This window comes from Stenotrophomonas sp. FSL W7-1447 (genome assembly GCF_037966425.1).
Classification (GTDB): Bacteria; Pseudomonadota; Gammaproteobacteria; order Xanthomonadales; family Xanthomonadaceae; genus Stenotrophomonas; species Stenotrophomonas pavanii.
The window spans coordinates 1,508,361-1,532,762 of record NZ_CP150199.1; the positions used below are offsets into that span (position 1 = coordinate 1,508,361).

General features: G+C 67.9%; 21 protein-coding genes. 9 read left to right on the forward strand and 12 right to left on the reverse strand.

Annotated elements, in window-relative coordinates; all coding sequences use genetic code 11:
- Positions 1–2: 2 nt before the first annotated feature.
- The 3 genes from mfd to rlmJ all read right to left on the reverse strand — a co-directional run bounded on the left by mfd (position 3) and on the right by rlmJ (position 5,115).
- Complete coding sequence (gene mfd, locus NSQ78_RS06995) at positions 3–3,467, reverse strand: transcription-repair coupling factor (RefSeq protein WP_049466882.1); 3,465 nt, start codon at positions 3,465–3,467, stop codon at positions 3–5.
- A 149-nt stretch (positions 3,468–3,616) separates the two neighbouring features.
- Positions 3,617–4,162 (reverse strand): GNAT family N-acetyltransferase, encoded by a 546-nt coding sequence (locus tag NSQ78_RS07000; RefSeq protein WP_014646444.1) that lies wholly within the window; start codon positions 4,160–4,162, stop codon positions 3,617–3,619.
- Between the two features lie 95 nt (positions 4,163–4,257).
- A complete protein-coding gene (rlmJ, locus tag NSQ78_RS07005; protein WP_049466883.1) occupies positions 4,258–5,115 on the reverse strand; it encodes a 23S rRNA (adenine(2030)-N(6))-methyltransferase RlmJ in 858 nt (285 codons plus the stop codon).
- A 35-nt stretch (positions 5,116–5,150) separates the two neighbouring features.
- On the opposite strand from rlmJ, the gene creB reads away from it, so the two are divergent.
- The 5 genes from creB (at position 5,151) to NSQ78_RS07030 (ending at position 10,896) form a co-directional block, all read left to right on the forward strand.
- Positions 5,151–5,876 carry a two-component system response regulator CreB gene (gene creB / locus NSQ78_RS07010; RefSeq protein WP_005412696.1) on the forward strand — a complete coding sequence of 242 codons (726 nt, stop codon included), beginning with the start codon at positions 5,151–5,153 and terminating at the stop codon, positions 5,874–5,876.
- Between the two features lie 3 nt (positions 5,877–5,879).
- Positions 5,880–7,340, forward strand: coding sequence for a two-component system sensor histidine kinase CreC (creC, locus tag NSQ78_RS07015; protein WP_057493898.1), 1,461 nt, complete (start codon positions 5,880–5,882; stop codon positions 7,338–7,340).
- Between the two features lie 81 nt (positions 7,341–7,421).
- Positions 7,422–8,741, forward strand: a complete 1,320-nt coding sequence (gene creD, locus NSQ78_RS07020) for a cell envelope integrity protein CreD (RefSeq protein WP_057493897.1) — start codon at positions 7,422–7,424, stop codon at positions 8,739–8,741.
- A 10-nt stretch (positions 8,742–8,751) separates the two neighbouring features.
- Positions 8,752–9,147, forward strand: coding sequence for a hypothetical protein (locus NSQ78_RS07025; RefSeq protein WP_064237956.1), 396 nt, complete (start codon positions 8,752–8,754; stop codon positions 9,145–9,147).
- 156 nt (positions 9,148–9,303) lie between these two features.
- A complete protein-coding gene (locus NSQ78_RS07030) occupies positions 9,304–10,896 on the forward strand; it encodes a M20/M25/M40 family metallo-hydrolase (RefSeq protein ID WP_064237957.1) in 1,593 nt (530 codons plus the stop codon).
- Positions 10,897–10,951: 55 nt separating this feature from the next.
- Here NSQ78_RS07030 and NSQ78_RS07035 read toward each other — a convergent pair whose 3' ends face one another.
- Positions 10,952–11,596 carry a hypothetical protein gene (locus tag NSQ78_RS07035; RefSeq protein ID WP_339208236.1) on the reverse strand — a complete coding sequence of 215 codons (645 nt, stop codon included), beginning with the start codon at positions 11,594–11,596 and terminating at the stop codon, positions 10,952–10,954.
- A 9-nt stretch (positions 11,597–11,605) separates the two neighbouring features.
- Positions 11,606–11,944, reverse strand: a complete 339-nt coding sequence (locus NSQ78_RS07040) for a hypothetical protein (RefSeq protein WP_149902021.1) — start codon at positions 11,942–11,944, stop codon at positions 11,606–11,608.
- Between the two features lie 131 nt (positions 11,945–12,075).
- Between NSQ78_RS07040 and gltX the strand changes: the two genes are divergently transcribed.
- Together gltX and NSQ78_RS07050 are read left to right on the forward strand one after the other, a co-directional pair.
- Positions 12,076–13,479: a glutamate--tRNA ligase gene (gene gltX, locus NSQ78_RS07045; protein ID WP_053462516.1), complete on the forward strand. Its 1,404-nt coding sequence runs from the start codon at positions 12,076–12,078 to the stop codon at positions 13,477–13,479.
- A gap of 34 nt (positions 13,480–13,513) precedes the next feature.
- Positions 13,514–14,005 (forward strand): Fur family transcriptional regulator, encoded by a 492-nt coding sequence (locus NSQ78_RS07050; protein ID WP_004150412.1) that lies wholly within the window; start codon positions 13,514–13,516, stop codon positions 14,003–14,005.
- Positions 14,006–14,116: 111 nt separating this feature from the next.
- Here NSQ78_RS07050 and NSQ78_RS07055 read toward each other — a convergent pair whose 3' ends face one another.
- The 4 genes from NSQ78_RS07055 to NSQ78_RS07070 form a co-directional block, all read right to left on the reverse strand.
- Complete coding sequence (locus NSQ78_RS07055) at positions 14,117–15,271, reverse strand: HlyD family secretion protein (RefSeq protein ID WP_064239634.1); 1,155 nt, start codon at positions 15,269–15,271, stop codon at positions 14,117–14,119.
- 10 nt (positions 15,272–15,281) lie between these two features.
- Positions 15,282–16,955: an MFS transporter gene (locus NSQ78_RS07060; RefSeq protein ID WP_064237959.1), complete on the reverse strand. Its 1,674-nt coding sequence runs from the start codon at positions 16,953–16,955 to the stop codon at positions 15,282–15,284.
- Positions 16,955–17,521, reverse strand: coding sequence for a TetR/AcrR family transcriptional regulator (locus NSQ78_RS07065; protein WP_019659167.1), 567 nt, complete (start codon positions 17,519–17,521; stop codon positions 16,955–16,957). Before NSQ78_RS07065 ends, NSQ78_RS07060 begins: the two co-directional genes overlap by 1 nt.
- 200 nt (positions 17,522–17,721) lie before the next feature.
- Positions 17,722–19,920, reverse strand: coding sequence for a TonB-dependent receptor (locus tag NSQ78_RS07070; RefSeq protein ID WP_064237960.1), 2,199 nt, complete (start codon positions 19,918–19,920; stop codon positions 17,722–17,724).
- Between the two features lie 137 nt (positions 19,921–20,057).
- On the opposite strand from NSQ78_RS07070, the gene NSQ78_RS07075 reads away from it, so the two are divergent.
- Positions 20,058–20,471: a MerC domain-containing protein gene (locus NSQ78_RS07075; protein WP_049470111.1), complete on the forward strand. Its 414-nt coding sequence runs from the start codon at positions 20,058–20,060 to the stop codon at positions 20,469–20,471.
- Positions 20,472–20,581: 110 nt separating this feature from the next.
- A complete protein-coding gene (locus tag NSQ78_RS07080; protein WP_004150462.1) occupies positions 20,582–20,761 on the forward strand; it encodes a 30S ribosomal protein THX in 180 nt (59 codons plus the stop codon).
- A 133-nt stretch (positions 20,762–20,894) separates the two neighbouring features.
- On the opposite strand, the gene NSQ78_RS07085 is transcribed toward NSQ78_RS07080, so the two are convergent.
- The 3 genes from NSQ78_RS07085 to NSQ78_RS07095 form a co-directional block, all read right to left on the reverse strand.
- Positions 20,895–22,148: an ectonucleotide pyrophosphatase/phosphodiesterase gene (locus NSQ78_RS07085; RefSeq protein ID WP_064237961.1), complete on the reverse strand. Its 1,254-nt coding sequence runs from the start codon at positions 22,146–22,148 to the stop codon at positions 20,895–20,897.
- A 104-nt stretch (positions 22,149–22,252) separates the two neighbouring features.
- Positions 22,253–22,744 (reverse strand): methylated-DNA--[protein]-cysteine S-methyltransferase, encoded by a 492-nt coding sequence (locus NSQ78_RS07090; protein ID WP_049470116.1) that lies wholly within the window; start codon positions 22,742–22,744, stop codon positions 22,253–22,255.
- Positions 22,741–24,219: a DNA-3-methyladenine glycosylase 2 gene (locus NSQ78_RS07095; RefSeq protein ID WP_064237962.1), complete on the reverse strand. Its 1,479-nt coding sequence runs from the start codon at positions 24,217–24,219 to the stop codon at positions 22,741–22,743. The genes NSQ78_RS07090 and NSQ78_RS07095 overlap by 4 nt, the downstream gene beginning before the upstream one ends.
- Between the last annotated feature and the right edge of the window lie 183 nt (positions 24,220–24,402).

A 24,402-nucleotide genomic window follows, 5' to 3' on the forward strand; every position in this document is an offset into this window, starting at 1 on the left:
GATCAACCCGGGGCGAGGGTGGTCAGAAGGGCGCGGGCCGCGTTGAAGCGGTCTTCCGGCAACGGCAGCGGATGCTTGATGCGCAGCTTGTCAGGCCCTTCCATGGCGTAGAGGTTCGGTTGCTTCTGGATCAGCTGGATCACCGCCATCGGGTCGATGTTGGGCTTGGACTCGAACACGATGCGGCCACCGTTCTCGCCCAGGTCCAGCTTGCGGATGCCCAGCGTGTTGGCCTTCAACTTCAGCTCGGCGATGGCGAACAGGTGCTTGGCCGCATCCGGCAGCAGGCCGAAGCGGTCGATCATCTCCACCTGCAGCTCACGCAGCGCGTCGCTGTCGCGTGCGCTGGAAATGCGCTTGTACAGCGTCAGGCGGGTGTGCACGTCGGGCAGGTAGTCTTCCGGGATCAGCGCCGGCACATGCAGCTCGACCTCGGCGCCGCGTACTTCCTCGCCGGCATCCAGGTCGGGCAGCTTGCCCAGCCTGATGCTGCGCACCGCGCGCTCCAGCAGCTCGGTGTACAGGCTGAAGCCGACTTCGGCCATCTGCCCGCTCTGGTCCTCGCCGAGCAGTTCACCGGCGCCACGGATCTCCAGATCGTGCGTGGCCAGGGTGAAACCGGCACCCAGTTCGTCCATCGATGCGATCGCTTCCAGGCGCTTTTCGGCATCGGGCGTGATCGCGCGGCGGTCAGGGGTGATCAGGTAGGCGTAGGCGCGGTGGTGTGAACGCCCGACGCGGCCGCGCAGCTGATGCAGCTGGGCCAGGCCGAAGCGGTCGGCGCGGTTGATGATGATGGTGTTGGCGTTGGGGATGTCGATGCCGGACTCGATGATCGTGGTCGACAGCAGCACGTTGAAGCGCTGCTTCTGGAAATCCAGCATCACCTTTTCCAGCTCGCGCTCGGGCATCTGCCCGTGCGCGATGCCGATACGGGCTTCGGGCACCAGCTCGGACAGCTCGCGCTGCATGCGGCCGATGCTCTCCACGTCGTTGTGCAGGAAGTACAGCTGGCCACCACGCGCCAGCTCGCGCTGGAACGCCTCGCGCAGCAGCGCGTTGTCCCACTGGGTGATGAAGGTCTGCACCGCCAGCCGGTTCGGCGGCGGCGTGGCGATGATCGACAGGTCGCGCAGGCCGGCCATGGCCATGTTCAACGTGCGCGGGATCGGCGTGGCGGTCAGGGTCAGCAGGTGCACGTTGGCGCGCAGCGCCTTCAGCGCTTCCTTCTGGCGCACGCCGAAACGCTGCTCTTCGTCGACGATGACCATGCCCAGGTCCTTGAACTTCACGTCCGGCTGCAGCAGGCGGTGGGTGCCGACGATCACGTCGATGGTGCCGGCGGCGACCTTCTCCAGTTCGGCCTTGATTTCCTTGCTGGTCTTGAAGCGCGACAGCACCTCGACCTTCAGCGGGTAATCGGCGAAACGGTCGCGGAAATTGCGGTAGTGCTGCTCGGCCAGCAGCGTGGTTGGCACCAGCACCGCCACCTGCTTGCCGGCGCTGGCCGCGGCGAAGGCAGCCCGCACCGCAACCTCGGTCTTGCCGAAGCCCACGTCGCCGCAGACCACGCGGTCCATCGGCTGGCTGCTGGCCAGGTCACGCAGCGTGGCATCGATCGCCGCCAGCTGGTCCGGGGTTTCCTCGAACGGGAAACCGGCCGCGAACGGCTCGTACATCGCGCGGTCCACCTGCAATGCCAGGCCGGCACGCGCCTGGCGGCGGGCCTGGATCTCCAGCAGTTCGGCGGCAACGTCGCGCACCTTCTCGGCGGCCTTGCGCTTGGCCTTGCTCCACTGCTCGCCACCGAGCGAGTGCAGCGGCGCGGTTTCCGGCGACGCACCGGAGTAGCGGCTGATCAGGTGCAGCTGCGCGACCGGCACATACAGCCGGTCGCCCTTGGCGTACTCGATTTCCAGGAACTCGCCGGGCATGCCGCCGACATCCATTGCGATCAGGCCACGGTAGCGGCCGACGCCATGGTCCTCGTGCACGATCGGCGCGCCTTCGGTCAGTTCGCCGAGGTCGCGGATGATCGCTTCCGGCTCGCGCCCGGCACGGCGCGTGCGGCGGGTGCTGCCGGCGCGCTCGGGGAACAGCTGGCGCTCGGTCAGTACCGCGATGCGCGGGTCGTCCAGCGCGAAGCCATCTTCCAGCGGCGCCACCGCGATCGCGAAGCGCGCATCGTCGGCGAGGAAGCCGGGCAGGTCGGCCACCACCGGCGGCTTCAGTTCAGCGGCCTGCAACACTTCCAGCAGGGCCTCGCGGCGGCCGGGCGAATCGGCCGCGATCAGCACCCGGCCCGGGTAATGGCCGAGGAAGGATTTCAGCGCCTCGCCGGCCGGCGCATCGCGCGCCGCCACCGGCAGCGGTGGCAGCGGCTGGTCGCCCAGCGCGTGCGCGTCGGCGATGCGTGCGTGGTCCGCCGACCACACCTCGATGCGCGGGGCATCATTGAGGCGCTCGCGCAGCAGCTCCGGTGACAGGTACAGCGCAGACGGCGGCAGCAGCGGGCGCTCCACATCATGGCGGCGCTGCTCATAGCGGTCAGCGGTCTGCGCCCAGAACGCGACGGACGCTTCATACGCACCGGTGCAGACCACCGGCAGGCTGCCGTCGGGCAGATAGTCGAACAGCGTCGCGGTGCGCTCGAAGAACAGCGGCAGGTAGTACTCGACGCCGGCCGGGGCCAGCCCGGACTTCAGATCCTGGTACAGCGAACTGCGCCGGGTGTCCACGTCGAAGCGCTCGCGCAGGGTGGCCAGCACGCGGGCGATGCTGGCCTCGTCCATCGGCACTTCGCGGCCGGGCAGCATGTGCACGGCGTCGACCTTGTCCAGCGAGCGCTGGCTTTCCGGGTCGAAGGCGCGGATCGAGTCGATGTCCTCGTCCAGCAGCTCGATCCGCAGCGGCTCGTCGGCACCCATCGGGAACACGTCGAGCAGGCCACCGCGCACGGCGAAGTCACCCGGGTCCATCACCTGCGGCACGTTGCGGTAGCCGGCGCTTTCCAGGCGCCGCCTCTCGGCGTCCAGGTCCAGGCGCTGGCCGACCTTCAGGTCGAAGCTGCCACCGATCACGTAGCTGCGCGGGGCCAGCTGCTGCAGCAGGGTCTGCACCGGCACGATCACCAGGCCGCGCTTCAGCGCGGGCAGGCGGTGCAGGGCGGCCAGGCGCTGCGAGATGATGTCCGGGTGCGGGCTGAAGCGGTCGTAGGGCAGGGTTTCCCAGTCCGGGAAGGCGACCACCGGCACGGCCGGGTCGCCGCCGAGCAGGGTCTGCAGGTCGGCTTCGAGCTGGTTGGCCCCGTGGTTGTCACGGGCGATCACCAACAGCGGGGCATCGTGCGCGCGCGCGGCCTGGGCCAGGTACCAGGCCAGGGCGGTCGGCGATGCGGGGGCGCGCCACCAGGCGCGGAGCTGGCCGGCGCGCGGCAGCGGCGGGGCGGGGTATGAGGTACGCGACATGGACCGCCGATTTTAGCAGAAGCCCGGTCAACGCCCGTCCGGTCGTGCCGGCCGCTGGCTGGCCGCCTCATGTACCGTTGGGGTTTGGCAATGCCGGCCAGCGGCCGGCATTACCGGAATGCGTCGGCGGGCAAGGCCCGGCGCCTCCGTCAGTTGTCCAGCTCCAGCACCATGCGCACCAGCCCCTCGGCACCGGCCGGGTGCGGCACCGGCTTGAAGCCCAGCGAGGCGGCCAGCTGCTTCATCGGCTCGTTTTCGGCGGCAACATCGCCGTACAGGCGGTCCAGGTACTTGCCCCGGCCCCACTTCACCAGCTTGCGCATCAACTGCCGGCCCAGGCCCTGGCCGATCAGGAAGCGGCTGATCAGGATCGCGTACTCGGCCTCGCGGGTACCGGGGATGATCGAGGCCCGGGCAACCGCGCCGACCACTGCTTCGCCCGCGGGCAGCGATTCGGCTGCGACCAGGGTGATCTCGGTCTTGGGATTGGGATGGGTCAGGCGCTGGGTGGTTTCCGGCGACAGCTCGGTCACCGCCTGCAGGAAACGATCGCGGATTTCTTCCGGCCCGAACAGGCTGAACGCCGCTTGCAGCGGTGCGCCATCTTCCGGGCGGATGGGGCGGATCAGCAGCTCGTGGCCGCTGGGAGCCTTGAAGATCTCATGCCAGGGCGGCATGCGGTTGCGAGTGGCCATACCGGGTGATTCCTTGGTGGTCCATCGATTGTGGCATCACCGGGGATGCATTCCGTGAACGAAAGGCTCACGGCGGTACAGCCTCGTGAAGGCCGCTATTCGGGGGCTTTGAGCCAGTCCAGGCGGGTGCTGGCGCCGGGTTCGCCGAGGTGCTGGCGCAACGCCGGCAGGGCCGGGCCGACCACCCGGTCGAACTGCCATGGCGGGTTTAGCAGCAGCATGCCACTGCCATTGAGGCGCAGCGGCGAGTCGTCCGGACGCACCAGGAACTCGATCGTCATCGCCGATTTCACCGGCAGGGCGGAGGCCTTGCGCAGGAAATGCAGGATGGTGCGGCGCTGCTTGATCGGGAACCAGACCGCACAGGTGGCCTGCGGCCAGCGCGCCAGGGTCTCGGCCAGGGCGGCCAGGATGTTCTGGTATTCGGCGTCCTGCGCCTCGTACGGCGGGTCGATCAGCACCAGGCCCCGACCGATCTTGCTGCCGTTGAATTTCGGCGGCAGCAGCGAACGCAGCAGGGCGTAGCCGTCGCCGGCGCGCACGTCGACGCGGCTGTCGTGGGCGAACAGTGCCTTCAGCGTGGCCGTTTCAGCTTCCTGCAGTTCGCACACCGCCATCCGGTCCTGCGCACGCATCGCCTGGGCGCTCAGCAGCGGCGAACCGGGGTAATTGGTCAGTGCCCCCACCGGATTGTCGGCCTGCACGGCCTTCAGATAGCGCTCGACCACTTCCGGCAGCCTGGGCTGTGCCATCAGCCGCATGATCCCCGATTCGGCCTCCAGGGTCTTGCGGCTCTCTTCGCTGGCCAGCAGGTAGCGGCCGGCACCGCCGTGGGTGTCCAGCACGAAGAACGGGCTGTCCTTGCGCTTGAAGCTGTCGATCAGGGCCAGCTGCACGATGTGTTTGAGCACGTCGGCGTGGTTGCCGGCATGGAAGGCGTGGCGATAGTTCATGGGCGGCAGTGTACGGGGCGGCGGCCGCAGCGGCTATGCTGCGCGCCATGACAGCTCCCGTTGCCCATGTCCTGGTGGTCGAGGACGAAGCCGCCATCGCCGAAACCGTGCTGTACGCGCTGCGCAGCGAAGGCTATGCCGCCAGCCACTGCCTGCTGGGCGGGGAGGCCCTGCAGCGGCTGCAGGCCGGTGATATCGACGTGGTGGTGCTGGACGTGGGCCTGCCCGACCTCGGCGGTTTCGAGGTCTGCCGGCGGCTGCGCGCGCAGCCCGGGCCGGCGGCGCAGCTGCCGGTGATCTTCCTGACCGCCCGCAATGATGAAGTGGACCGCGTGCTCGGCCTGGAGCTGGGCGCCGACGACTACATGACCAAGCCGTTCTCGCCGCGCGAACTGGTGGCGCGGGTGCGCGCGCGGCTGCGTCGTGCGGCACCGGCGGTGGCAGCAACCAGCGCCGAGGCGGGCTGGCAGGAACATGGCGCCTTCGCCATCGACCGCGAAGGCCGGCGCATCCGCTTCCGTGGCCACGCGCTGGACCTGACCCGTTACGAGTACGCGCTGCTGGAGGCCCTGCTGCAGCGGCCGGGGGCGATCCTCAGCCGTGCCCAGCTGATGGATCGCGGATGGGACAGCAGTGCCGACAGCGCCGACCGAACGGTCGACACCCACGTAAAGACCCTGCGCGCCAAGCTGCGCGCGGCCGGTGCCAGCGACGACCCGATCCGCACCCACCGTGGCCTTGGCTACGCGCTGGAGGTCTAGCCGATGCGCCTGGTATTGAAGCTGTTCCTCGGCTTCTTCCTGATCACCGGTATCGCCGCGTTCTTCGTGATGCGCGTGTTCGTCAACGAGGTGAAGCCCGGCGTGCGCCAGGCGATGGAGTCGACCTTGGTCGATGCTGCCAACGTGCTGGCCGAGATGGCGGCCGCCGACGTCAAGGCGGGCACGCTCCGCAGCGGCAGTTTCACCCGCAACCTGGCCAAGGCGCGGCAGCGCGACCTGAAGGCGATGGTCTGGCGCTTCCCGAAGCGCTCGCTGGACTATCGGGTGACCATCACCGACGCCAAGGGTATCGTCATCTATGACTCGCTGGGCCGCGACCTGGGGCGCGACAACTCGCGCTGGAACGACGTGTACCGCACCCTGCGAGGCGAGTACGGTGCCCGTTCCAGCCCCGAGATCCCGGGTCAGGAAGGCGATACGGTCATGCATGTGGCCGCGCCGGTATACGACCCGGCCGATGGGCGGACCCTGATCGGCGTGCTCAGCCTGGCCCAGCCCAATCGGAGCATCGATCCGTTCATCGCCGCCAGCCAGCGCGCCATCATCGAGCGCGGTGCCTGGCTGATCGGATTGTCGGCACTGGTCGGCGTGCTGGTGACGATGTGGCTCACCACCGGCCTGGGCCAGCTGAGCCGCTATGCGCGCGCGGTCACTGCCGGCGAACCGGTGCCGCCGCCGCGGCGGCGCCGCGACGAGATCGGCGACCTGGGCCAGGCACTGGAAACGATGCGCCGCAAGCTGGAAGGCAAGGCCTACGTCGAGCAGTACGTGCAGTCACTGACGCATGAAATGAAGAGCCCGCTGGCGGCGATCCGCGGTGCTGCCGAGCTGCTGCAGGAACCGTTGCCGGAGGCTGACCGCGTGCATTTCGCGCGCAGCATCGTCGACCAGCAGGAGCGGCTGACCGAGACCATCGACAAGCTGCTGGCCCTGGCCGAGGTGGAACAGCATGGCTGGTTGCAGACCCGCGACCCCATCGCGCTGCCGTCGCTGCTGGCCGATGCGGCAGCGTCCGCGCAGGTGCGCGCGCAGGCGGCCGGCGTGCAGGTCAGCATCGGCAGCGCGCCCGACCTGCGCGTGCAGGGTGACGCCTATCTGCTGCGGCAGGCGCTGCACAACCTGATCGACAACGCGATCGCCTTCTCGCCGGCCGGCGCGGACATCGCGCTGCAGGCCGAGGTGGATGGGCAGGGCGTGCGCCTGCAGGTGGCCGACCGCGGTACCGGCATTCCCGACTATGCGCGCGAACGCGTGTTCGAGCGCTTCTATTCGCTGGCGCGACCGGGCAGCGGCCGGCGCAGTTCCGGCCTGGGCCTGCCGTTCGTGCAGGAGGTCGCGCGCCTGCATGACGGCCGCGCCAGCGTCGACACCCGCGACGGCGGTGGCACCGTGGCCAGCCTGTGGCTGCCGTTGGCGAACCCGGGCCAGCGCCCGCGCCGCTGACTTCACACTCGCTTCAAATTCGCCACAAACCCTGCTCACCGCGGCAGTCCATCCTGCAGCCCTCTCCAACGAGGATGGACCATGAAATCCCTGAAAATGCTGCTGCGCTTCGCCATTGTCGGCGGGCTGATCCTGTTGCTGCTGGTGCCGCTGATGATGATCCGCGGCGTCATCAACGAGCGCAGCCAGTACCGTGACGAAGCCTTTACCCGGGTGGCCGACAGCCGCGCCGGGGCGCAGCAGCTGGTGGGGCCGGTACGGGTGGTGCCGTGGGTGGAACGCAAGCAGGTTGAACTGGTTGACCCGCTGGGCGTCAAGAAGACCGAGATCCAGGTGACCGAGGGCCACTGGCTGCAAATGCCGGCGTCGCTGGAGGTGGGAGGCGAGATGCTGCCGAGCCAGCGCGAGGTCGGCCTGTTCAAGGTGCCGGTGTACAGCTGGAACGGCCAGCTGAAGGCGAGCTTCGCCGCCGACGACTATCCAGTGAAGGCGGGACGCACGTATGGGCAGCCGTACGTTGCGCTCGGGGTTTCCGATGTGCGTGGCCTGGTGGGAACGCCGAACCTGCGGGTGGACGGCAAGCCGCTGCGACTGTTGCCGGGCGTCGGCGCGGCCAGCGAGATCGGGCGTGGCCTGCATGCGCCGGTAAGTGGCTTCGCGGTGGATCAGGGCGGCACCCTCGCGGCCAGTACCGTTGAGCTGGACCTGCGCCTGGATGGCAGCCGCATGCTGTCGGTGGTGCCGGTGGGTGACGACACCCGCATCGCGCTGCGGTCGAGCTGGCCGCATCCGTCGTTCAGCGGTGCGTTCCTGCCCAACGAGCGCCGCGTCGATGCCGGCGGCTTCGATGCACAGTGGGCGGTGTCTTCGCTGGCCTCCGACGCACAGCGCCAGCTGCGTAGCGACGGCGCCATCGATTCGCAGGCAGTGACGGTGTCGCTGGTCGATCCGGTCGATGCCTACACGCAGGCCGACCGGGCCTCCAAGTACGGCGTGCTGTTCGTGGTGCTGACCTTCGTCGGCTTCATCCTGTTCGAGCTGATCAAGTCGCTGCGCATCCATCCGCTGCAGTACCTGATGGTCGGACTGGCGCTGGCGATCTTCTTCCTGCTGCTGATCAGCCTGTCCGAGCACATCGCGTTCTGGAAGGCCTACCTGGTTTCGGCGGTGGCCTGTATCGGCCTGCAGGCGGTGTACCTGGCCAACGTGCTGGGCCACTGGAAGCGCGGCCTGGGCTTCGCTGCGCTGCTGACCGTGCTGTACGGCGCGCTGTATGGCCTGCTGGTGTCGGAGAACAACGCTCTGCTGATGGGGTCGCTGCTGTTGTTCGTGATCCTGGCGCTGGCGATGTGGGTGACCCGCCGGGTCGACTGGTACGCGCTCGGCGCGGACCTGAAGTAAGGAGCGCGCCATGGGCTGGCGCCAGAGTTTCCGGCAACGCGCGCGGCAGGGCATTCCGGCCCTGCTGGAAGTGGATGCACTGCTGCAGGCACATGGCGTGCTGGCGGCCCTGCCGGGGGCACGGATCGCCCCCGGCCTGGTCCGCTTCCAGCTGGCGGCGGTGACCTGCGAGGGACTGCGGGGCCAGGGACTGGCCTGGTTGCAGGGCGCGCGGCAGGGACGCGGCGCGCTGGCGGGGAAGGTGCCGCGCTACCGGCCATGGAAGGCCGGGGCGGACGCGCTGGCCGAGATCGGCATCGGCGGCCTGCCCGATGCAGCGGTGTACGGTTGCAGCAGCTTCGACCGGCGGCACTGGTTGCTGCTGCTCCCGGAGCGGGCGCAGCTGTGGCTGGGCTGGAGTGGGTGAAGCGGCTTGGCAGGTGCGAACCAAGCACTCTTCTGTGGGTGCGAACCGTGGTTCGCACGCTTCTACCGCTGTCCATGACCGATGGGACGGTATCCGCCCGTCCGCGCTGGCTAGACTCGGTGGGTTGATGATCGAGCCGAAGGGCAGGGGTGCGATGTGTTGAAGTGGGGTGTGCTGGCCGTAGCGCTGGCGATCGGGGGCAATGCCGTGGCGCAGCAGCGCGAGGCGGTGGACCTGGACATGGTCAGCCGCATCCGGCAGGAGGCGTTCCACCGTTCGCAGGTGATGGACACCTTCAGCTATCTCACCGAGCGCATCGGCCCACGCCTGACCAACTCGCCGGCGATGGGCCGCGCCAACGCATGGACCCGCGGCAAGTTCACCGAATGGAAGCTGGACAACGTCCACGATGAAGCCTTTGATGACTTCGGCCGTGGCTGGGAGTTCACCTCGGCCAGCGTGGAGATGCTGGGTGACCGCATCCAGCCGCTGCATGCGCTGCCGAAGGCCTGGACGCCGGGCACGAACGGGCCGGTCGAAGGCGAACTGGTGCAGGTCGACATCAAGAAGCCCGAAGACATCGAGAAGTACCGCGGCAAGCTGCGCGGCAAAATCCTGCTGCTGGGCGAGGCGCGCGAGTACAAGCGCGGCACCGAACCGGATTCGCACCGGCACGACGCGACCTCGCTGGAAGGCCTGCAGGCGTTCACCGTGCCCAAGGACCAGGACGCCACCGCCGAGCGCGCCAAGCGGGTCAAGGAATACCAGGAGCGCCAGCTGCTGGCGGGCAAGGTCAACGCCTTCTTCGTCGAAGAGGGCGCGCTGGCCTCGATCAGCGTCAGCAGCTGGGACAACGGCATCATCCGCGTCGCCGGTGGCGGTTCGCGCAAGGCCGGCGAGGCGGTCGGCATTCCCGAGCTGGCGATGATCAGCGAGCACTTCAACCCGCTGGTGCGCGCGCTGAAGGCCAAGCAGCCCGTGCGCCTGCGCGTGGACGTGGCCGCGCGCTTCACTGACGAGGCCGACCAGCCCGGCTACAACACGCTGGCCGAGATCCGTGGCAGCAGCCGGCCCGATGAAGTGGTGATGATCGGTGCGCACCTGGATTCCTGGCACAGCGGCACGGGCGCAGCCGACAACGCCGCCGGCGTGGCGGTGATGATGGAGGCGATGCGCATCCTCAAGGCCACTGGCGCCAAGCCCAAGCGCACGATCCGCGTGGCGCTGTGGAGCGGCGAAGAGCAGGGGCTGATCGGCTCGCAGGCATATGTGGCCAAGCATTTCGGCCGGTTCCCGGAGCCCACCGACCCGGCCCAGAAGGCGCTGCCGGCGTCGCTGCGCGAGCCAACCGGTGCGCTGCAGAAGACCCGCGATTACAGCAGGTTCCAGGTCTACTTCAACATGGACAACGGCTCGGGCCGGTTCCGTGGCATCTACGCGCAGGAAAACCTGGCGGCGATGCCGATCTTCGAAGCCTGGCTGGCCCCGTTCCATGACGTGGGCGCCACCACCGTGGCCACCCGCAACACCGGCAGCACCGACCACATCAGCTTCGACCGCATCGGCCTGCCGGGCTTCCAGTTCATCCAGGACCGGCTGGACTACTTCACCAATGTCCACCACAGCCACCTGGACACCTGGGACCACGCCGAGCCGGAAGACCTGAAGCAGGCCGCAGCCATCGTCGCTTCGTTCGCCTACAACGCCGCGATGCGCGAGCAGCCGTTCCCGCGCAAGGCCGAACCGTAAAAGGGGACGGAGGGGATTAAGTCGTATCTCCCCCCCTCCGTTGCCGTAGACCCTGTCAGTCGGGTATCGAGACGATCTGGTTGATGGCCGGATCGATCGCGAACACTGCCCGCAGCGATGGCCTGACGTCGAGGGTCTTCACCTGATCTGACACACTCGCCGCCTGAAAGTAGGTCGCTCCGTCATGCTGCATCAGGGGCCGGAGATCCAACGGCGCGCTCGCAGGGTCTGACAGCTGTGCCAGACACAGCCGTCGCCCGCAGCTGAAGTCCAGCACTGTCCGGGCGTGGCCTTCCGCCGAAAGGCCACTCTGGAGGTGGCTGGCAAACAGAGCGGTCGATTCCGACAGTTCCCTGTCTGTCGAAGCTGCCGCGTGCATGGCGTTGGTCATGGCAGCGAAGGCGCCGGCGCTTGCAAGCAGCCGGTCGATTCGGTTTTCATCCAGTGCATTGTCGTAGATCAGATCGGCCTCCTTGGGCGCGTCACCCGGGAGACGAGTCGCTGGGCGGCGATTTGCACCCGAACGACCCGCTACGCTGGCGGGCTCTCGCTCAGTGGCGGTGGGCGCGTTTGTGGAAGAGCGGTGTGAGTTCTGCGCAGCAGAACGATGTGCAGGGTCGTTTATCGAAAAGTGCCATGCCAGTGCACCGGCCAATGCCGAGGTCACCAGGAGCCAGAGAGCTGTTGCTTTCGCCTTCATATGGAGCGCTCAGGTTACTGGCCCAGTTTCCACAAGCGCTTCGCCCTTCTCGGCCGTCTTGGTTACCCAGCCACCCCTGCTGTCCCAGACGGAAAAGCCTCCTCCTGGCCGCGTGGAAACGACGCACGAATTCTGGCACGTGTAGTAATGGCTGTTGATTTTGACTGTTGTTGAAGCCTTCGATTCAGCCAGTCCAAAGAGGCCAACTGCAGACAGGCTCGCCATCACGCAGACCGCTTTCACCGCGCTGGATTTCAGACATCCTCGATCGATGAGGCCCTGCTTGCGCTGGGCTGCGGTACCGCCCGATCCGGGGGCGTTATCTGATCCGATGGTTGGAGGGGTCATTGAAACGTCCTTGCCTCATTCCAGAATGTTCAGGTTCCGTTGGGGCACGAATGGCGGCTATGGGGAAAGTTGCAATTGCAGGGGCAGTGAATCCGGTAAAATCGAGGGGATTCCCGTTCCTCGAGCCCTCCATGACCTGCCGCACCCGCTTCGCCCCCAGTCCCACCGGTTACCTGCATATCGGTGGTGCCCGCACCGCGCTGTACTGCTGGCTGGAGGCCCGCCACCGCGGCGGCGAGTTCGTGCTGCGCATCGAGGACACTGACCGTGAACGCAGCACCCAGGGCGCGATCGACGCCATCCTGGAGGCGATGGACTGGCTGGGCCTGGATTACGATGAAGGCCCGATCTACCAGACCGACCGCGTTGCCCGCTACCGGGAAGTGGCCGAGCAGCTGATCGCTGAAGGCAAGGCGTACTACGCCTATGAAACCCGTGAGGAACTGGACGCCATGCGCGAGGCCGCCATGGCCAGGCAGGAGAAGCCGCGCTACAACGGCGCCGCGCGCGAACTCGGCCTGCCGTACCGGGACGACCCGAACCGTGTCATCCGCTTCAAGAACCCGCTGGAAGGCACGGTGGTGTTCGATGACCTGATCAAGGGCCGCATCGAGATCGCCAACAGCGAGCTGGATGACATGGTGATCTTCCGCCCGGATGGCTACCCGACCTACAACTTCGCGGTGGTGGTGGACGACTGGGACATGGGCATCACCGAGGTCATCCGCGGCGACGACCACATCAACAACACCCCGCGCCAGATCAACCTGTACGAAGGCATCGGGGCCCCGGTGCCGAAGTTCGGCCACATGCCGATGATCCTGGACGAGCAGGGCGCCAAGCTGTCCAAGCGCACCGGTGCGGCCGACGTGATGCAGTACAAGGACGCCGGCTACCTGCCCGACGCGCTGCTGAGCTATTTGGCCCGCCTGGGCTGGTCGCACGGTGACCAGGAGCTGTTCAGCCGCCAGGAGCTGATCGACCTGTTCGACGTGAAAGACTGCAATTCCAAGGCCTCGCGCCTGGACATGGCCAAGCTGGGCTGGGTCAACCAGCACTTCCTGAAGACCGAGGACGTGGCCAGCATCGTGCCGCACCTGGTCTACCAGCTGCAGAAGCTGGGCCTGGACGTGGCCGCCGGCCCGGCCCCGGAGGACGTGGTGATCGCCCTGCGTGAACGCGTGCAGACCCTGAAGGAAATGGCCGAGAAGGCCGTGGTCTGGTACCAGCCGTTGACCGAGTACGACGAAGCGGCGGTGGCCAAGCACCTCAAGGCCGGTGCCGAGGTGGCGCTGGGCAAGGCCCGCGAGCTGCTGGCGGCGTTGCCGGAGTGGACCGCCGAGGCGGTGGGCGTGGCCCTGCATGACGCGGCGGCGGCGCTGGAAATCGGCATGGGCAAGGTCGCCCAGCCGCTGCGCGTGGCCATCACCGGCACCCAGGTCAGTCCTGACATTTCCCACACCGTGTACCTGGCCGGCCGCGAGCAGGCCTTGAAACGCATCGATGTGGCCATCACCAAGGTAGCAACGGCCTGACGCATCCCCGCCAGGCCCGAACCGGAGAACACGCATGCCCGCCAAGACCGCCACTGCCTGTACCGCCCCGCACCACCACGTCCACGACGCATCGGATTTCGTGGCGGTGGTCGAGCGTGTCTCGCGCGAACGCGGGCTGCGCCTGACCCCGATCCGCGCCAATGTGCTGAAGCTGATCGCCGAGGCCGGCAAGCCGGTCAAGGCCTACGAGCTGCTGGAATGGGTGCGCAACGGCAAGGGCGTGGGCGCGGATGCCCCGCCCACCGTGTACCGCGCGCTGGACTTTCTGATGGCCAACGGGTTCGTGCACAAGCTGGAATCGGTGAATGCCTTCGTGGCCTGCCACCATCCCAGCAGTGCCGCGCATTCGGTGCCGTTCCTGATCTGCAACAGCTGCCACAGCGCAGTGGAGCTGGAAGACCGCGAGATCGTCACCCAGCTGGAGAAGCGCGCCAAGGAGCTGGGCTTCCAGCCACAGGCGCAGACGCTGGAAGTGCACGGCCTCTGCGCGCGCTGCGCCGGGTAACGGATCGGTAGTGCCGGCTGCTGGCCGGCATTTTGGAAACGGGGTCAGATCCCTTTGCCAGTGGCAAAGGGATCTGACCCCGTTTCATATCGGTGCGACAGGGCCTGCGTCCTAGTCCATCGGCTTGGACCGGGTATCCACCCGCACGATCACCGACATGCCCGGGCGCAGCCGTGCCGCCAGTTCCTGGCCCGGCTCGATCGATATCCGCACCGGCAGCCGCTGCACCACCTTGGTGAAGTTGCCGCTGGCATTGTCCGGGCGCAGCACGCTGAATTCCGACCCGGTGGCCGGCGCGATCTCCTGCACGCGGCCCCGCAGCACCTGGCCCTGGAACGCATCCACTGAGAACGTGGCCGGCTGGCCGATCGCCATTCCCCAGGTCTGGCCCTCCTTGTAGTTGGCCACCACCCACAGCGTATCGGGCACCAGGAACAGCAGCTGCGAACCGGCCGCGACGTACTGGCCCACGCGTACGCTGGCCTCACTGATCTGGCCGTCGCGCGGCGCGTGGATCACCGTGTTGGCCAGGTCGATGCGTGCCAGCTCCAGCTGCGCCTGCGCGCTCTCCACCTGGGCTTCCAGGCTCTTGCGCGCCACCTGGGTCGATACCAGGGTCTCCTCGGCGATGCGGATCTGCGCCTGCGCCTGTTGCACGCTGGCCTGTGCCGACGCCTGGGTGGTTCGGAACTTGTCGCGGTCGTTGATGGACACCAGCTGCTGCGCCGCCAGTTCCTCGTAGCGTTTCAGCTCATTGCGCGAGCGCTGCAGTTCCGCCTGGCCGGCCGAGAGCGTGGCGCGGGCGGACGCAATCTGTGCGCGGTTCTGCGCCTGTGACTGGTCCGAATTGGCCAGCGCCGCGCGCGCGCTGTCCAGCGTCGCCTGCGCCTGGGCCACGCGCTGCGCATAGATGCGGTCATCGATGCGCAGCAGCGGCTCGCCCTGCCGCACATGCTGGAAATCCTTCACCAGCACTTCGGTGACATAGCCGTTCACCTGGGGTGCCATCACCGTGATCTGCCCGCGCACGTAGGCGTTGTCGGTCACCATCACGCTGCTGGTGAACGGCCACAGGTGCCACGCACGCAGGATCAGCGCGATGCCCAGCAGGGCCACCACCACCATCACTACCACGCTGCGCGCGCTGGGCTTGAGGTATTTCGGCGCGACCGCCGGTTCAACCGGCGTGGGCGCAGGCGCCGCGTCGGTCGGCGGCGGTGGGGTCACGTTGTCGGCGTCGTCGGGTCGGGGCGGGACGGGGGGCATGGTCGAGAACTCAGCGGGGCGCGGCTGGCGTGGCCGCAATGGGAGGAGTGGGGTGGCGCTTGCGCCATTGCTTGCGTACGGCAGTGCGCAGCGAGAGCAGCAGCAGCCAGCACAGGAAGCCGATCGCCAGCCAGCCGCTCAGCGTGAACACGTCATTGAAGCCACGCACGTTGGCTTCGCGGCGCGTGGTCTGTGCCAGCTGCGCGCTGCCCTGCGCACTGCGCAGCACCGGGTCGGTGATCTGCGCAGCGTACAGCTGCTGCTGGATGCGCAGGCGTTGCGCGACCACCGGATCGGCCGGGTCGAGCTGGCTGGTCAACGCGCTGGAGTAGAGTTGCTCCCGATGCAGCTGGAAGGTGCCCAGCACTGCCGAGCCGGCCAGGCCGCCGAGCGTCTGCGTGATCGACAGCGTCACCAGGAAGGTGATCATGTGGTCCACGCCCTGCTTCAATGCGGCGGAAATGCCGAGCATGATCAGCGGGCCCATGAACATGCCGGCGCCCACCGACGCCAGGAACTGGCTGACATAGAAGTCGTGCGGCCGATCGAGGCTGGTGCGGTGCTGGTCGAAGAACGCGGCGGCTCCCAGCAGCAGGATCGCCATCAGCAACTGGGCGATCAACCGCTTGGGCCCGAAGGTCAACGCGGCGCCGGCGATGCCGGTGACCACGCCGGCCAGGATCACCACGAACAGCGGGCGCATCTGGTCCGGCCCCATGCCCAGCGTACGCATCAGGTTGACCACCCCGTAGGACTGCTCGGTGGTCAGGAAGCGGATCAGGAAGGCGCCGACGATGAAATGCAGGACCGGCAGCGTCGACAGCCAGCGGATCTGCAGCAGCGGATTGCGCCGGTAGTGCTCGATGATCAGGGCGGTGGTGGACAGCACGATCGAGGCGATCAGCGCCCAGCCCAGCCACGCTGTATTGAGCCACCAGCGCGTGTAGCCCTGCGCCAGTACGATCACCAGCAGGGCAACGGCCGGGGCAAGCAGGGCGAAGGTGAGGAAATCCAGCGGTTCGAAGGCCTTGACCTGGATGCCCGGCGGCAGCTTCAGCAGCACCACCGCCGCGAACGCACACAGGGCCAGGCCGGCCTCGAACGAGTACAGCTGGTGCCACTGGCCGGTATCGACCAGGCCCGGCGAGACGATCCAGGCAATCGGCACCGCCAGCTGCGAAAGGCCGACACCGATCACCAGCAGGTTGCCGGTGAACCGTCGCGGCAGTGCCTGCAGCATGTACAGCGTGCCCAGCGTTGAACACGCCGCGCCGGCGAAGCCGCTGGCGGCACGGGTCAGCATCGTGGTCTCGAAGCTGCCGACGAACAGGTGCAGCACCGCCAGCGCCGCATACAGGCCCAGCCCGATCTCGGCGAACAGGCGGATGCCGTACTGCTGGCGGAACTTGAAGGGAAGCAGGTTGGCGGTGACGTTGACCATGGCATAGGCCGCTACCAGCCAGCTGCCCTGGGTCGGTGTCAGTGCCAGCTGGCCCTGCAGGAACGGCAGGTTGGCGGTGACCAGCGCATTGCCGAGGCCGCCGGTGATCGCCACCAGCAGCGATACCAGCGCATAGGCCGCGCGCCGGTACGGCGGGTGCCAGGGCATCGACGCCGAGCCGGGCATGGTCGGCTTCTCATGCTCCTCCCAATCCGGAACCGGCTTCAGATACGGCTGGACCATCAACGGGCCTCGCTGGCAGCTCCCTGGAGACCCCCACGCAGCAGCTGCAGGGCGCGCCCGGCCAACTGGGCGCGCTCGTCGCGGGTCTTGCCGCGCAGGGCCGCACCCAGCATGCCCGAGATCAGTGAAATATCCGTCTTTTCCAGGTCGGCACGGCACAGCCCGGCGGCCTTGGCGCGGGCGATCGGTTCCTCCAGCAGGTCGCGCACGGTCTCGCGCGCGGCGCGCATGGACGGCACGTCCGAATCAACCGCACGCCAGTAGTCGGCCAGTGCCGGCGAATCGATGATGCGCTGGGCCATGCCTTCGAACACCTCGAACAGGGCGTCGTCGCGGTCGCCGAGCTGTTCGACCTGGCGCCGGATGCGGTCGACCGTGCGCTGCAGCAGCGCCTGGATCAGTGCTGTGCGGTCGGGGAAGTTGCGGTACAGGGTGGCGCGGCCCACCTGGGCACGTTCGACCACCAGGTCCAGCGGGGCGGTGACGCCATGTTGGCCGAAGACATGATCGGCGGCGTCGAGGATGAGGGCACGGCGGGCGGCAGCATCGGCACGTTGAGCGGTCATGGATTGATTTTCGGACAAAATTGTCCGTTTGGCGAGACAGTGAGTGACGGGATTGTCCGGTTGTTGTCGTACGCACATCTTTGTGACGGATGCGTGATGGCACGGGGTGAAAAGAAAACGGGGGCCCGAAGGCCCCCGTGGAATGGCGCGGAGGTCAGAGCCCTTTCCTTCGGAAAGGGATCCGGCCCCGCCGTGCGCGGTCAGAAGAACGCGCGGATGCCGAATGCGACACCACGGCCCGGCAGCGGCGAGTAGTCGCGCAGCAGCGAGGTATGCGGACGCACTTCGCGGTTGGTCAGGTTGCTGCCATCCAGGAACACCTCGTAGCTGTTGCTCGCGTTGCGATCCCAGCGGTAGGCCAGGTGTGCATCGACCAGGGTGTAGCCGTCGCTCGGTGCTTCGTTCTGGGCGACATCCTTCTGGCGGCTGTAGCGCACTGCACCGACCGAGGCACGCCAGCCATCCTTCGACCAGCGCAGGTCGGCGCCGACGCGGGCCGGGGCGATGCGCGGCAGGTAGCCGGTGTTGGCCAGCTCCACCGTGTAGTTGTGGTTGTGGTCGCCGTGTGGCACGGCGATGTCGAGGTTGCGGCTGCCGCTGCCATCCAGCTCGGCCTTGACGTAGTCGCCGAACAGGCGCAGGTCCCAGTCACCGGCGCCGCCCTCGAACAGGTGCACCAGCGCTTCGGCCTCGGCGCCGCGGAACACCGCGTCCTGCTGGGTCCAGGCGCGCACCGGCAGCCCTTCGGTAACGCCGGTGTCGGCCAGGTAGATGAAGTCCTTGAACTTCGTCTGGTAAACCGACGCGGAGAAGTCCAGGCGATCGCTGTGGGTGTGGATGCCCAGTTCCACGCGCTGGCCGCGCTCGGTCTTCAGGTTGGCGTCGCCGATCTCCAGCGAGCGGGTGGCAATGTGCGCGCCGGCGGCATACAGCTCTTCGTTGGTCGGTGCACGCTCGGAGCTGTCCACGCCGATGCGCAGGTCAACCGCATCGTTGAGCTTCCAGATGCCAGCGGCAGACAGGTTGGTGGCGCCGAACGTGCGGCGGCGGTAGTCACCGCTCGGGTCCAGCTTGACCTGGTCGTGGCGGCCGCCCAGTTCCAGCTTGAACGGGCCGAACTGCTTTTCCTGCAGCACGAACAGGCCGATGTTCTTCGTGCCGGTATCCGGTACGAACGCTTCTTCACCCTTGGCGCCGAAATCACTGTTGCCGAACTGCAGGCCGAAGGCACCGTCCCAGCCGCCGATCTGCTGCTGCACGGCTTCCAGGCGTGCCTCGATGCCGCGGTTGGTGAAGCGGGTCGACGGCGTGCCGGCCTCCAGCTCCACGTGCTCGTAGTCGGTGTAGGCCACGCGCGCGTTGATGTTCTTCAGGAACGAGACCGGGTCGTAGATGCCGGCCTTGGTCTCGAAGCGGTTCTGCACCATGTCGATGCGCACGTCGTGCTCGTCACCGCCTTCCTCTTCATCGCCATGATCGTGGCCGTGGTCGTGGTCATCGCCGTCGGCATGCACGTGCGCGCCATTGGGAATGCCGTAGTTGGTGCGGTAGGTGCTGGCCGATACGCCGAAATAGCCGCCGTCGCCCAGCCAGGTCGCACCGACGCCACCGGCGCGGGTACGGATGGAGCTGTTGTCGAGGCGGCCGCGACGCGGTTCTTCGCCTTCGGCCGCTTCATGGTCGTGATCGTGGTCATGGTGGTCTTCCAGGCTGTCGATCACTGCGTAGCCGGGAATACGGTAGTCATCGCCGTTGCGGACCAGGCCATCCACGTGCAGCACGACGTTGCCGCTGACGCCATCGAGGCGGAACATGCCACTGCGCTCGTTGTTCACCGAGTTGCCGCGCAGTTCGGCGCGGCCGCTCAGCGGGCGCTCCGGCAGTTCGCGCGCGATGCGGCCATCGACCACGTTGACCGCGCCGCCGATCGCACCGCTGCCGAACAGCAGGGTGGCCGGGCCTTTCAGGACCTCGATCTGGTCGGCCAGGAACGGCTCGATGCTGGTGGCATGGTCGGCGCTGACGGTGGAGGCATCCATGTTGCCCATGCCATTGGAGAGCACCGCCACGCGCGGGCCCTCCTGGCCGCGGATGATGGGGCGACCGACACCCGGCCCGAAGAAGGTGCTCTGCACGCCGGGCAGCTTGGCCACGGTATCACCGAGGGTGCCGGCCTTCTGCTCGTCCAGGCGTTCACCGGCCAGAACCTCCACCGGGCGTGCCAGCGATTCGGCGTCGCCCTGCAGCGGCGAAGCGGTGACCTGCACCGACGACAGTTCAGTCAGGTGGCGGTCACGGTGGGAATCGTCTTCGCCGGCGGCGAAGGCAACGGTCGGGAGCAGGGCGGTCAGGGCCAGGGCGAGGGAATGCGGCTTCAACCGCGGGGTACGGGCGGGCATGGGCAGGTCCTTTGTTACACTATATCAATCACGGGGCGCACGAATCCCGTCGATGGGACAGGGGGGAGGGAACGCCGTGCGGGTCGGGAAGGGATGTTATATTATTCCATAACGATTCGCCGACCCTGCTGGAAGTCATGTCCCTGTCCTCACGAATGCGCCATCTGCTTGACCGTTTCGGTGCCACGGGTTCGATGCTGTGCGCGGTGCACTGCGCGGTGATCCCGGTGCTGCTGGCGGCGGCGCCCTCGCTGGGCCTGTCGTTCTGGCTGAGCGATGGGGTGGAGCAGGGCCTGGTGGTGTTTGTGACCCTGCTCGGGCTGTTCAGCCTGGTCTGGGGCTACCGCCGCCACGGTGCGCTGCGTGCGCTCGGCTTCCTGATCCCCGGCCTGGTCGCGCTGTGGGCCGGCGTGCTGTACGACCCGCTGCACCACAACGCGGTACCGCATGCGGTGGTGATGACCATCGGCGGCCTGCTGGTGGGGGTGGCCCACCTGGTCAACCTGCGCCTCAACCACGGCCACGTGCACGACGCCAGCTGCGCGCACTAGGCGCTCCGTGATAGGATTTTCGATCGTGCGCGGGGGCGCCCAGCAAGGCGGCCCCGCCGAACCCGTGTCAGTACGGGGTAACCAGATTTCACACTTGAGGAGTTGAAGACATGGGTAAGGGTGACCGCAAGACCGCCAAGGGCAAGCGCTACAACGCCAGCTACGGCAACGCCCGTTCGCACACTGCGAGCAAGGTCGCCGTAGGCGCCGCCGCCCCGGTTGCCAAGAAGACCGTGGCCAAGGCTCCGGCGAAGAAGGCCGTTGCGAAGAAGGCCGTCGCCAAGGCCTGATCCGGCCGACCGACCGGTCCACGAAGAACGCGGCGCCTGGCGCCGCGTTTTTTTTTGCACGTTCTTGTAGCGCCGAGCCCATGCCCGGCTGGCCGGAAATGCAGCCGAGCGCGGGCTCGGCGCTACAACCGCATCAGCGCAGGGTCTGCTTCAGCGTGCCCGGGTTGCCATCGTTCGGTGCGGCCGGCACCTGCAGCAGATGGGCCAGCAGCGGATAGACGTCCACGTTGTCGAAGCCGTCGATCACCAGGCCCTGGCGGAACGAGGGACCCTTGGCCACGAACACCGCGCGCATGGAAGGCAGGGCATTGTCGTATCCGTGCGAGCCCCGATCCCGTCTTGCGCGCTTGGCGATCTTCTCCAGGTGCAGCGCGTCCCAGCCCTCATCCATCGCACAGACGATGGCCGGCACACGCGGATGCGTGCCGTAGTGCCAGCGTGCCGGCAGGTTTTCCTTCTTCCAGCACGCGTAGTGTGCGTGGCGGCCGAGCAGTGCGCGTTCGGCCTCCTTCTCGCGACCGGCCACCGGTACGAAGCTGACCGACTGGCCCTGGCTGACGTTGCGCGCAATCGACGGGTCGGCCATCGATTCGGTGGAAATCACCTGGTCCTCAGGCACGGATGCCATGCCATGGTCGGAGACCACGATCACGTTGGTGGTCGCCGCCAGCCCGCGCTGCTGCAGTCCATCGAGGACCTGGCCGACGATCAGATCGGCGCGTGCGATCGCATCGGCGTACTGCGTCGACTCAGGGCCGTAGTTGTGGCCGGCCTTGTCCACATGCTCCATGTACAGCGTGGTCAGTCGCGGCGCGTCGGCGTCGGTCTGTGCCAGCCAGTCCAGCACGATGCCGGCGCGCTGTTCCAGGGGCTCCGTGGCGTCGTAGACGCGCCACTGGCTCGGGCGCACGCCACGGATCGCCGATTCACTGCCCGGCCACGAGGTCGTTGCAGTGCGCACGCCGACATTCTCGGCACCGACCCAGATCGGTTCGCCGCCCCACCACGCACTGGTGGTGACTGCCTCGCGGTTGCTCAGCTCGAACCGGCCCAGCGCCTCATCGTCCATGCTGTTGTTGACGATGCCGTGGTGGTCAGGGCGCAGGCCGGTGACGATCGTGTAGTGATTGGGGAAGGTCAGTGAAGGGTAGGACGGCGTCATCCAGCGGGCGCGCACGCCGCCGTCGATCATCCGCTGCAGGTTCGGGGTCAGCCCGCGGTCCAGCGCGTCGGCGCGCAGGCCATCGATGGAGATCAGCAGCAGCTTCGGCGGGGTGGCCGCAGCAACGGACGCAGGGGGAACGGCGGCGGAAGGGGCGGGCGCGGTGCTGCAGGCGGCCAATGGCAGCAGCAGTGCCAGCGAAAAGGTCAGGCGTACGGAAGTCATCCGTGCATGATAAATCGGTGCAATTACCGGCCCAAGACACGGCGCGCCAGGACCGTCCGGGGTCAGATCCCTTTTCCACCGGAAAAGGGATCTGACCCCGATGCTCAAGCGAACAGCGGGGCCTGGCGTTGTTCCAGTCGCAGCAGCGCGGCCTTGGTTTCCAGGCCGCCGCCGAAGCCGGTCAGCGCACCGTTGCTGCCGATCACGCGATGGCAGGGCAGGATGATCGGCAGTGGATTGCGGCCGTTGGCCGCGCCCACCGCGCGGGTCGCGCTGGGCTGGCCCAGGTGCTGTGCCAGCTGCAGGTAGCTCCAGGTCTGGCCGAACGGAATCAACGCCAGTGCCTGCCAGACACGCAGCTGGAACGGAGTGCCGCGCGGTGCCAGTCGCAGGTCGAACCGGCGGCGTTCACCGTGCAGGAACTGCAGCAGCTGTTCGCGCGCTTCGGGCAACGCGTCCGGTGCGTAGTGCCAATCATCGCGCCCGCGTGCGGGGTGGCGGTTCTCCGGGAACAGCACATGCGAAAGACCGCGCTCGTCGCCGGCAATGGTCAACACGCCGATCGGGCTGTCGAAACGATCGAACAACAGGGTCATGTCGGTTCTCCAACAAAGGTGCCGGACAGGTGCCACAGGTGCAGCACGGCGTAGGCGCGCCAAGGGCGCCACGGTTGCGAGCGCGCTTCGGTCGCACGTTCGCTCAGGCGCTGGCCCTGCGCGTGGCCGAGGACCTGCTGCAGTACAAGATCGCCGGCCGGGAACGCATCGGGCTGGCCGAGCCCGCGCAGGGCGATGTAATGCGCGGTCCACGGGCCGATGCCGGGCAGTGCAACGCAGCGCGCAACGAACTCCTCCACGGCCTGGCCAGGCCCGAAGTCGAGCTGGCCGCTGGCGCAGGCCGCGGCCAGTGCGCGCACGGTGGCCGCGCGGCTGCGGGGCAGGCCGATCGATTCCAGCGGCGCTTCGGCCAGCATCGCAGGTGCCGGGAACTGGCGATCGAATGCAGGGGGCATGCCCGGCAGGTGCGCGCCGTAGGCATCGACCAGGCGCCGCGCGAAGGTGGTGGCCGCGGCCACGCTGACCTGCTGGCCGAGCACGGCACGCACACCCACCTCGAAGCCATCCCAGCCGCCGGGCACGCGCAGCCCGGGGCGTTTGGCGATGCCACGCGCCAGCAGCGGTTCTTCGGCCAGCGCGGCATGGACCTGCTGCAGGTCGGCATCCAGATCGAATACGCGACGCACGCGGCGCACGATGTCCGGGATCAGGCGTGGATCGACTGCTCCAAGCTGCAGGCGCAGCTCCGGGCGCTTCGGGTCGGCAGTGACGCGCAGCAGGGTGGGGCGCTCGGGCGTGCCGAGCACGCGCTGGTAGCTGTCCTCGCCGATCAGCTCGATGCCGGGCAGGCTGCGCTTCCGCAGGAAGGCCAGCATGCGCGCAAAATCCAGGGGGGGGCGATAGGCCAGACGCAGAACCAGGCCGTCATCTTCTGCGGCCAACGGCGGGTGCTGGCGACGCAGTGCGCTCGGCGCCATCCCGCAGCCCTGCAGGAAGGCGGTATTGAAACGGCGCAGGCTGTTGTAGCCGGCGGCCAGTGCGACGTCGGTCACCGGCAGCGTGGTTTCGGTCAGCAGCTGCTTGGCCAGCAGCAAGCGGTGGGTGGCATGAAGCTGTCCGGGCGTCGCGCCCAGGTGCTCGACAAACAGGCGCTGCAGCTGGCGCGCGCTGAGTCCGATTTTCCGCGCGAGGTCAGCGACGGCGTGTTCCTGCAGGAATCCACCGTGGATCAGCGCCAGGGCGCGCTGCACGGCCTGCCCGGCCAACGCCTGCTGCGCCTGTGGTGCCAGTTCGGGGCGACAGCGCAGGCACGGCCGGTAGCCGGCGGCGGCGGCCGCAGCGGCGGTCGGAAAATAGCTGATGTTGCGCGGCTTCGGTGGCGGGGCCGGGCACACCGGGCGGCAGTAGATGCCGGTGCTGCGCACTGCGGTGAAGAACACGCCGTCGAAGCGTGCGTCGCGGGCCAGGCGGGCCCGCTCACAGGCGGCAGTGTCGAGGGCGAGAGCGGTGTCCATGGCGCCAGTCTAGGCGGGTGCGGGCGGTGATACTCGCCACATTCGGACATGGATGCTGACGCGAGTCAGGCCGGGTTGCACCCGGTATCCGCGGTAGTGCCGGCCGCTGGCCGTGGTGGTGCTGGACGTTGGCCGTGGTAGTGCCGGCCGCTGGCGGTGGTAGTGCCGGCCGCTGGCCGGCAG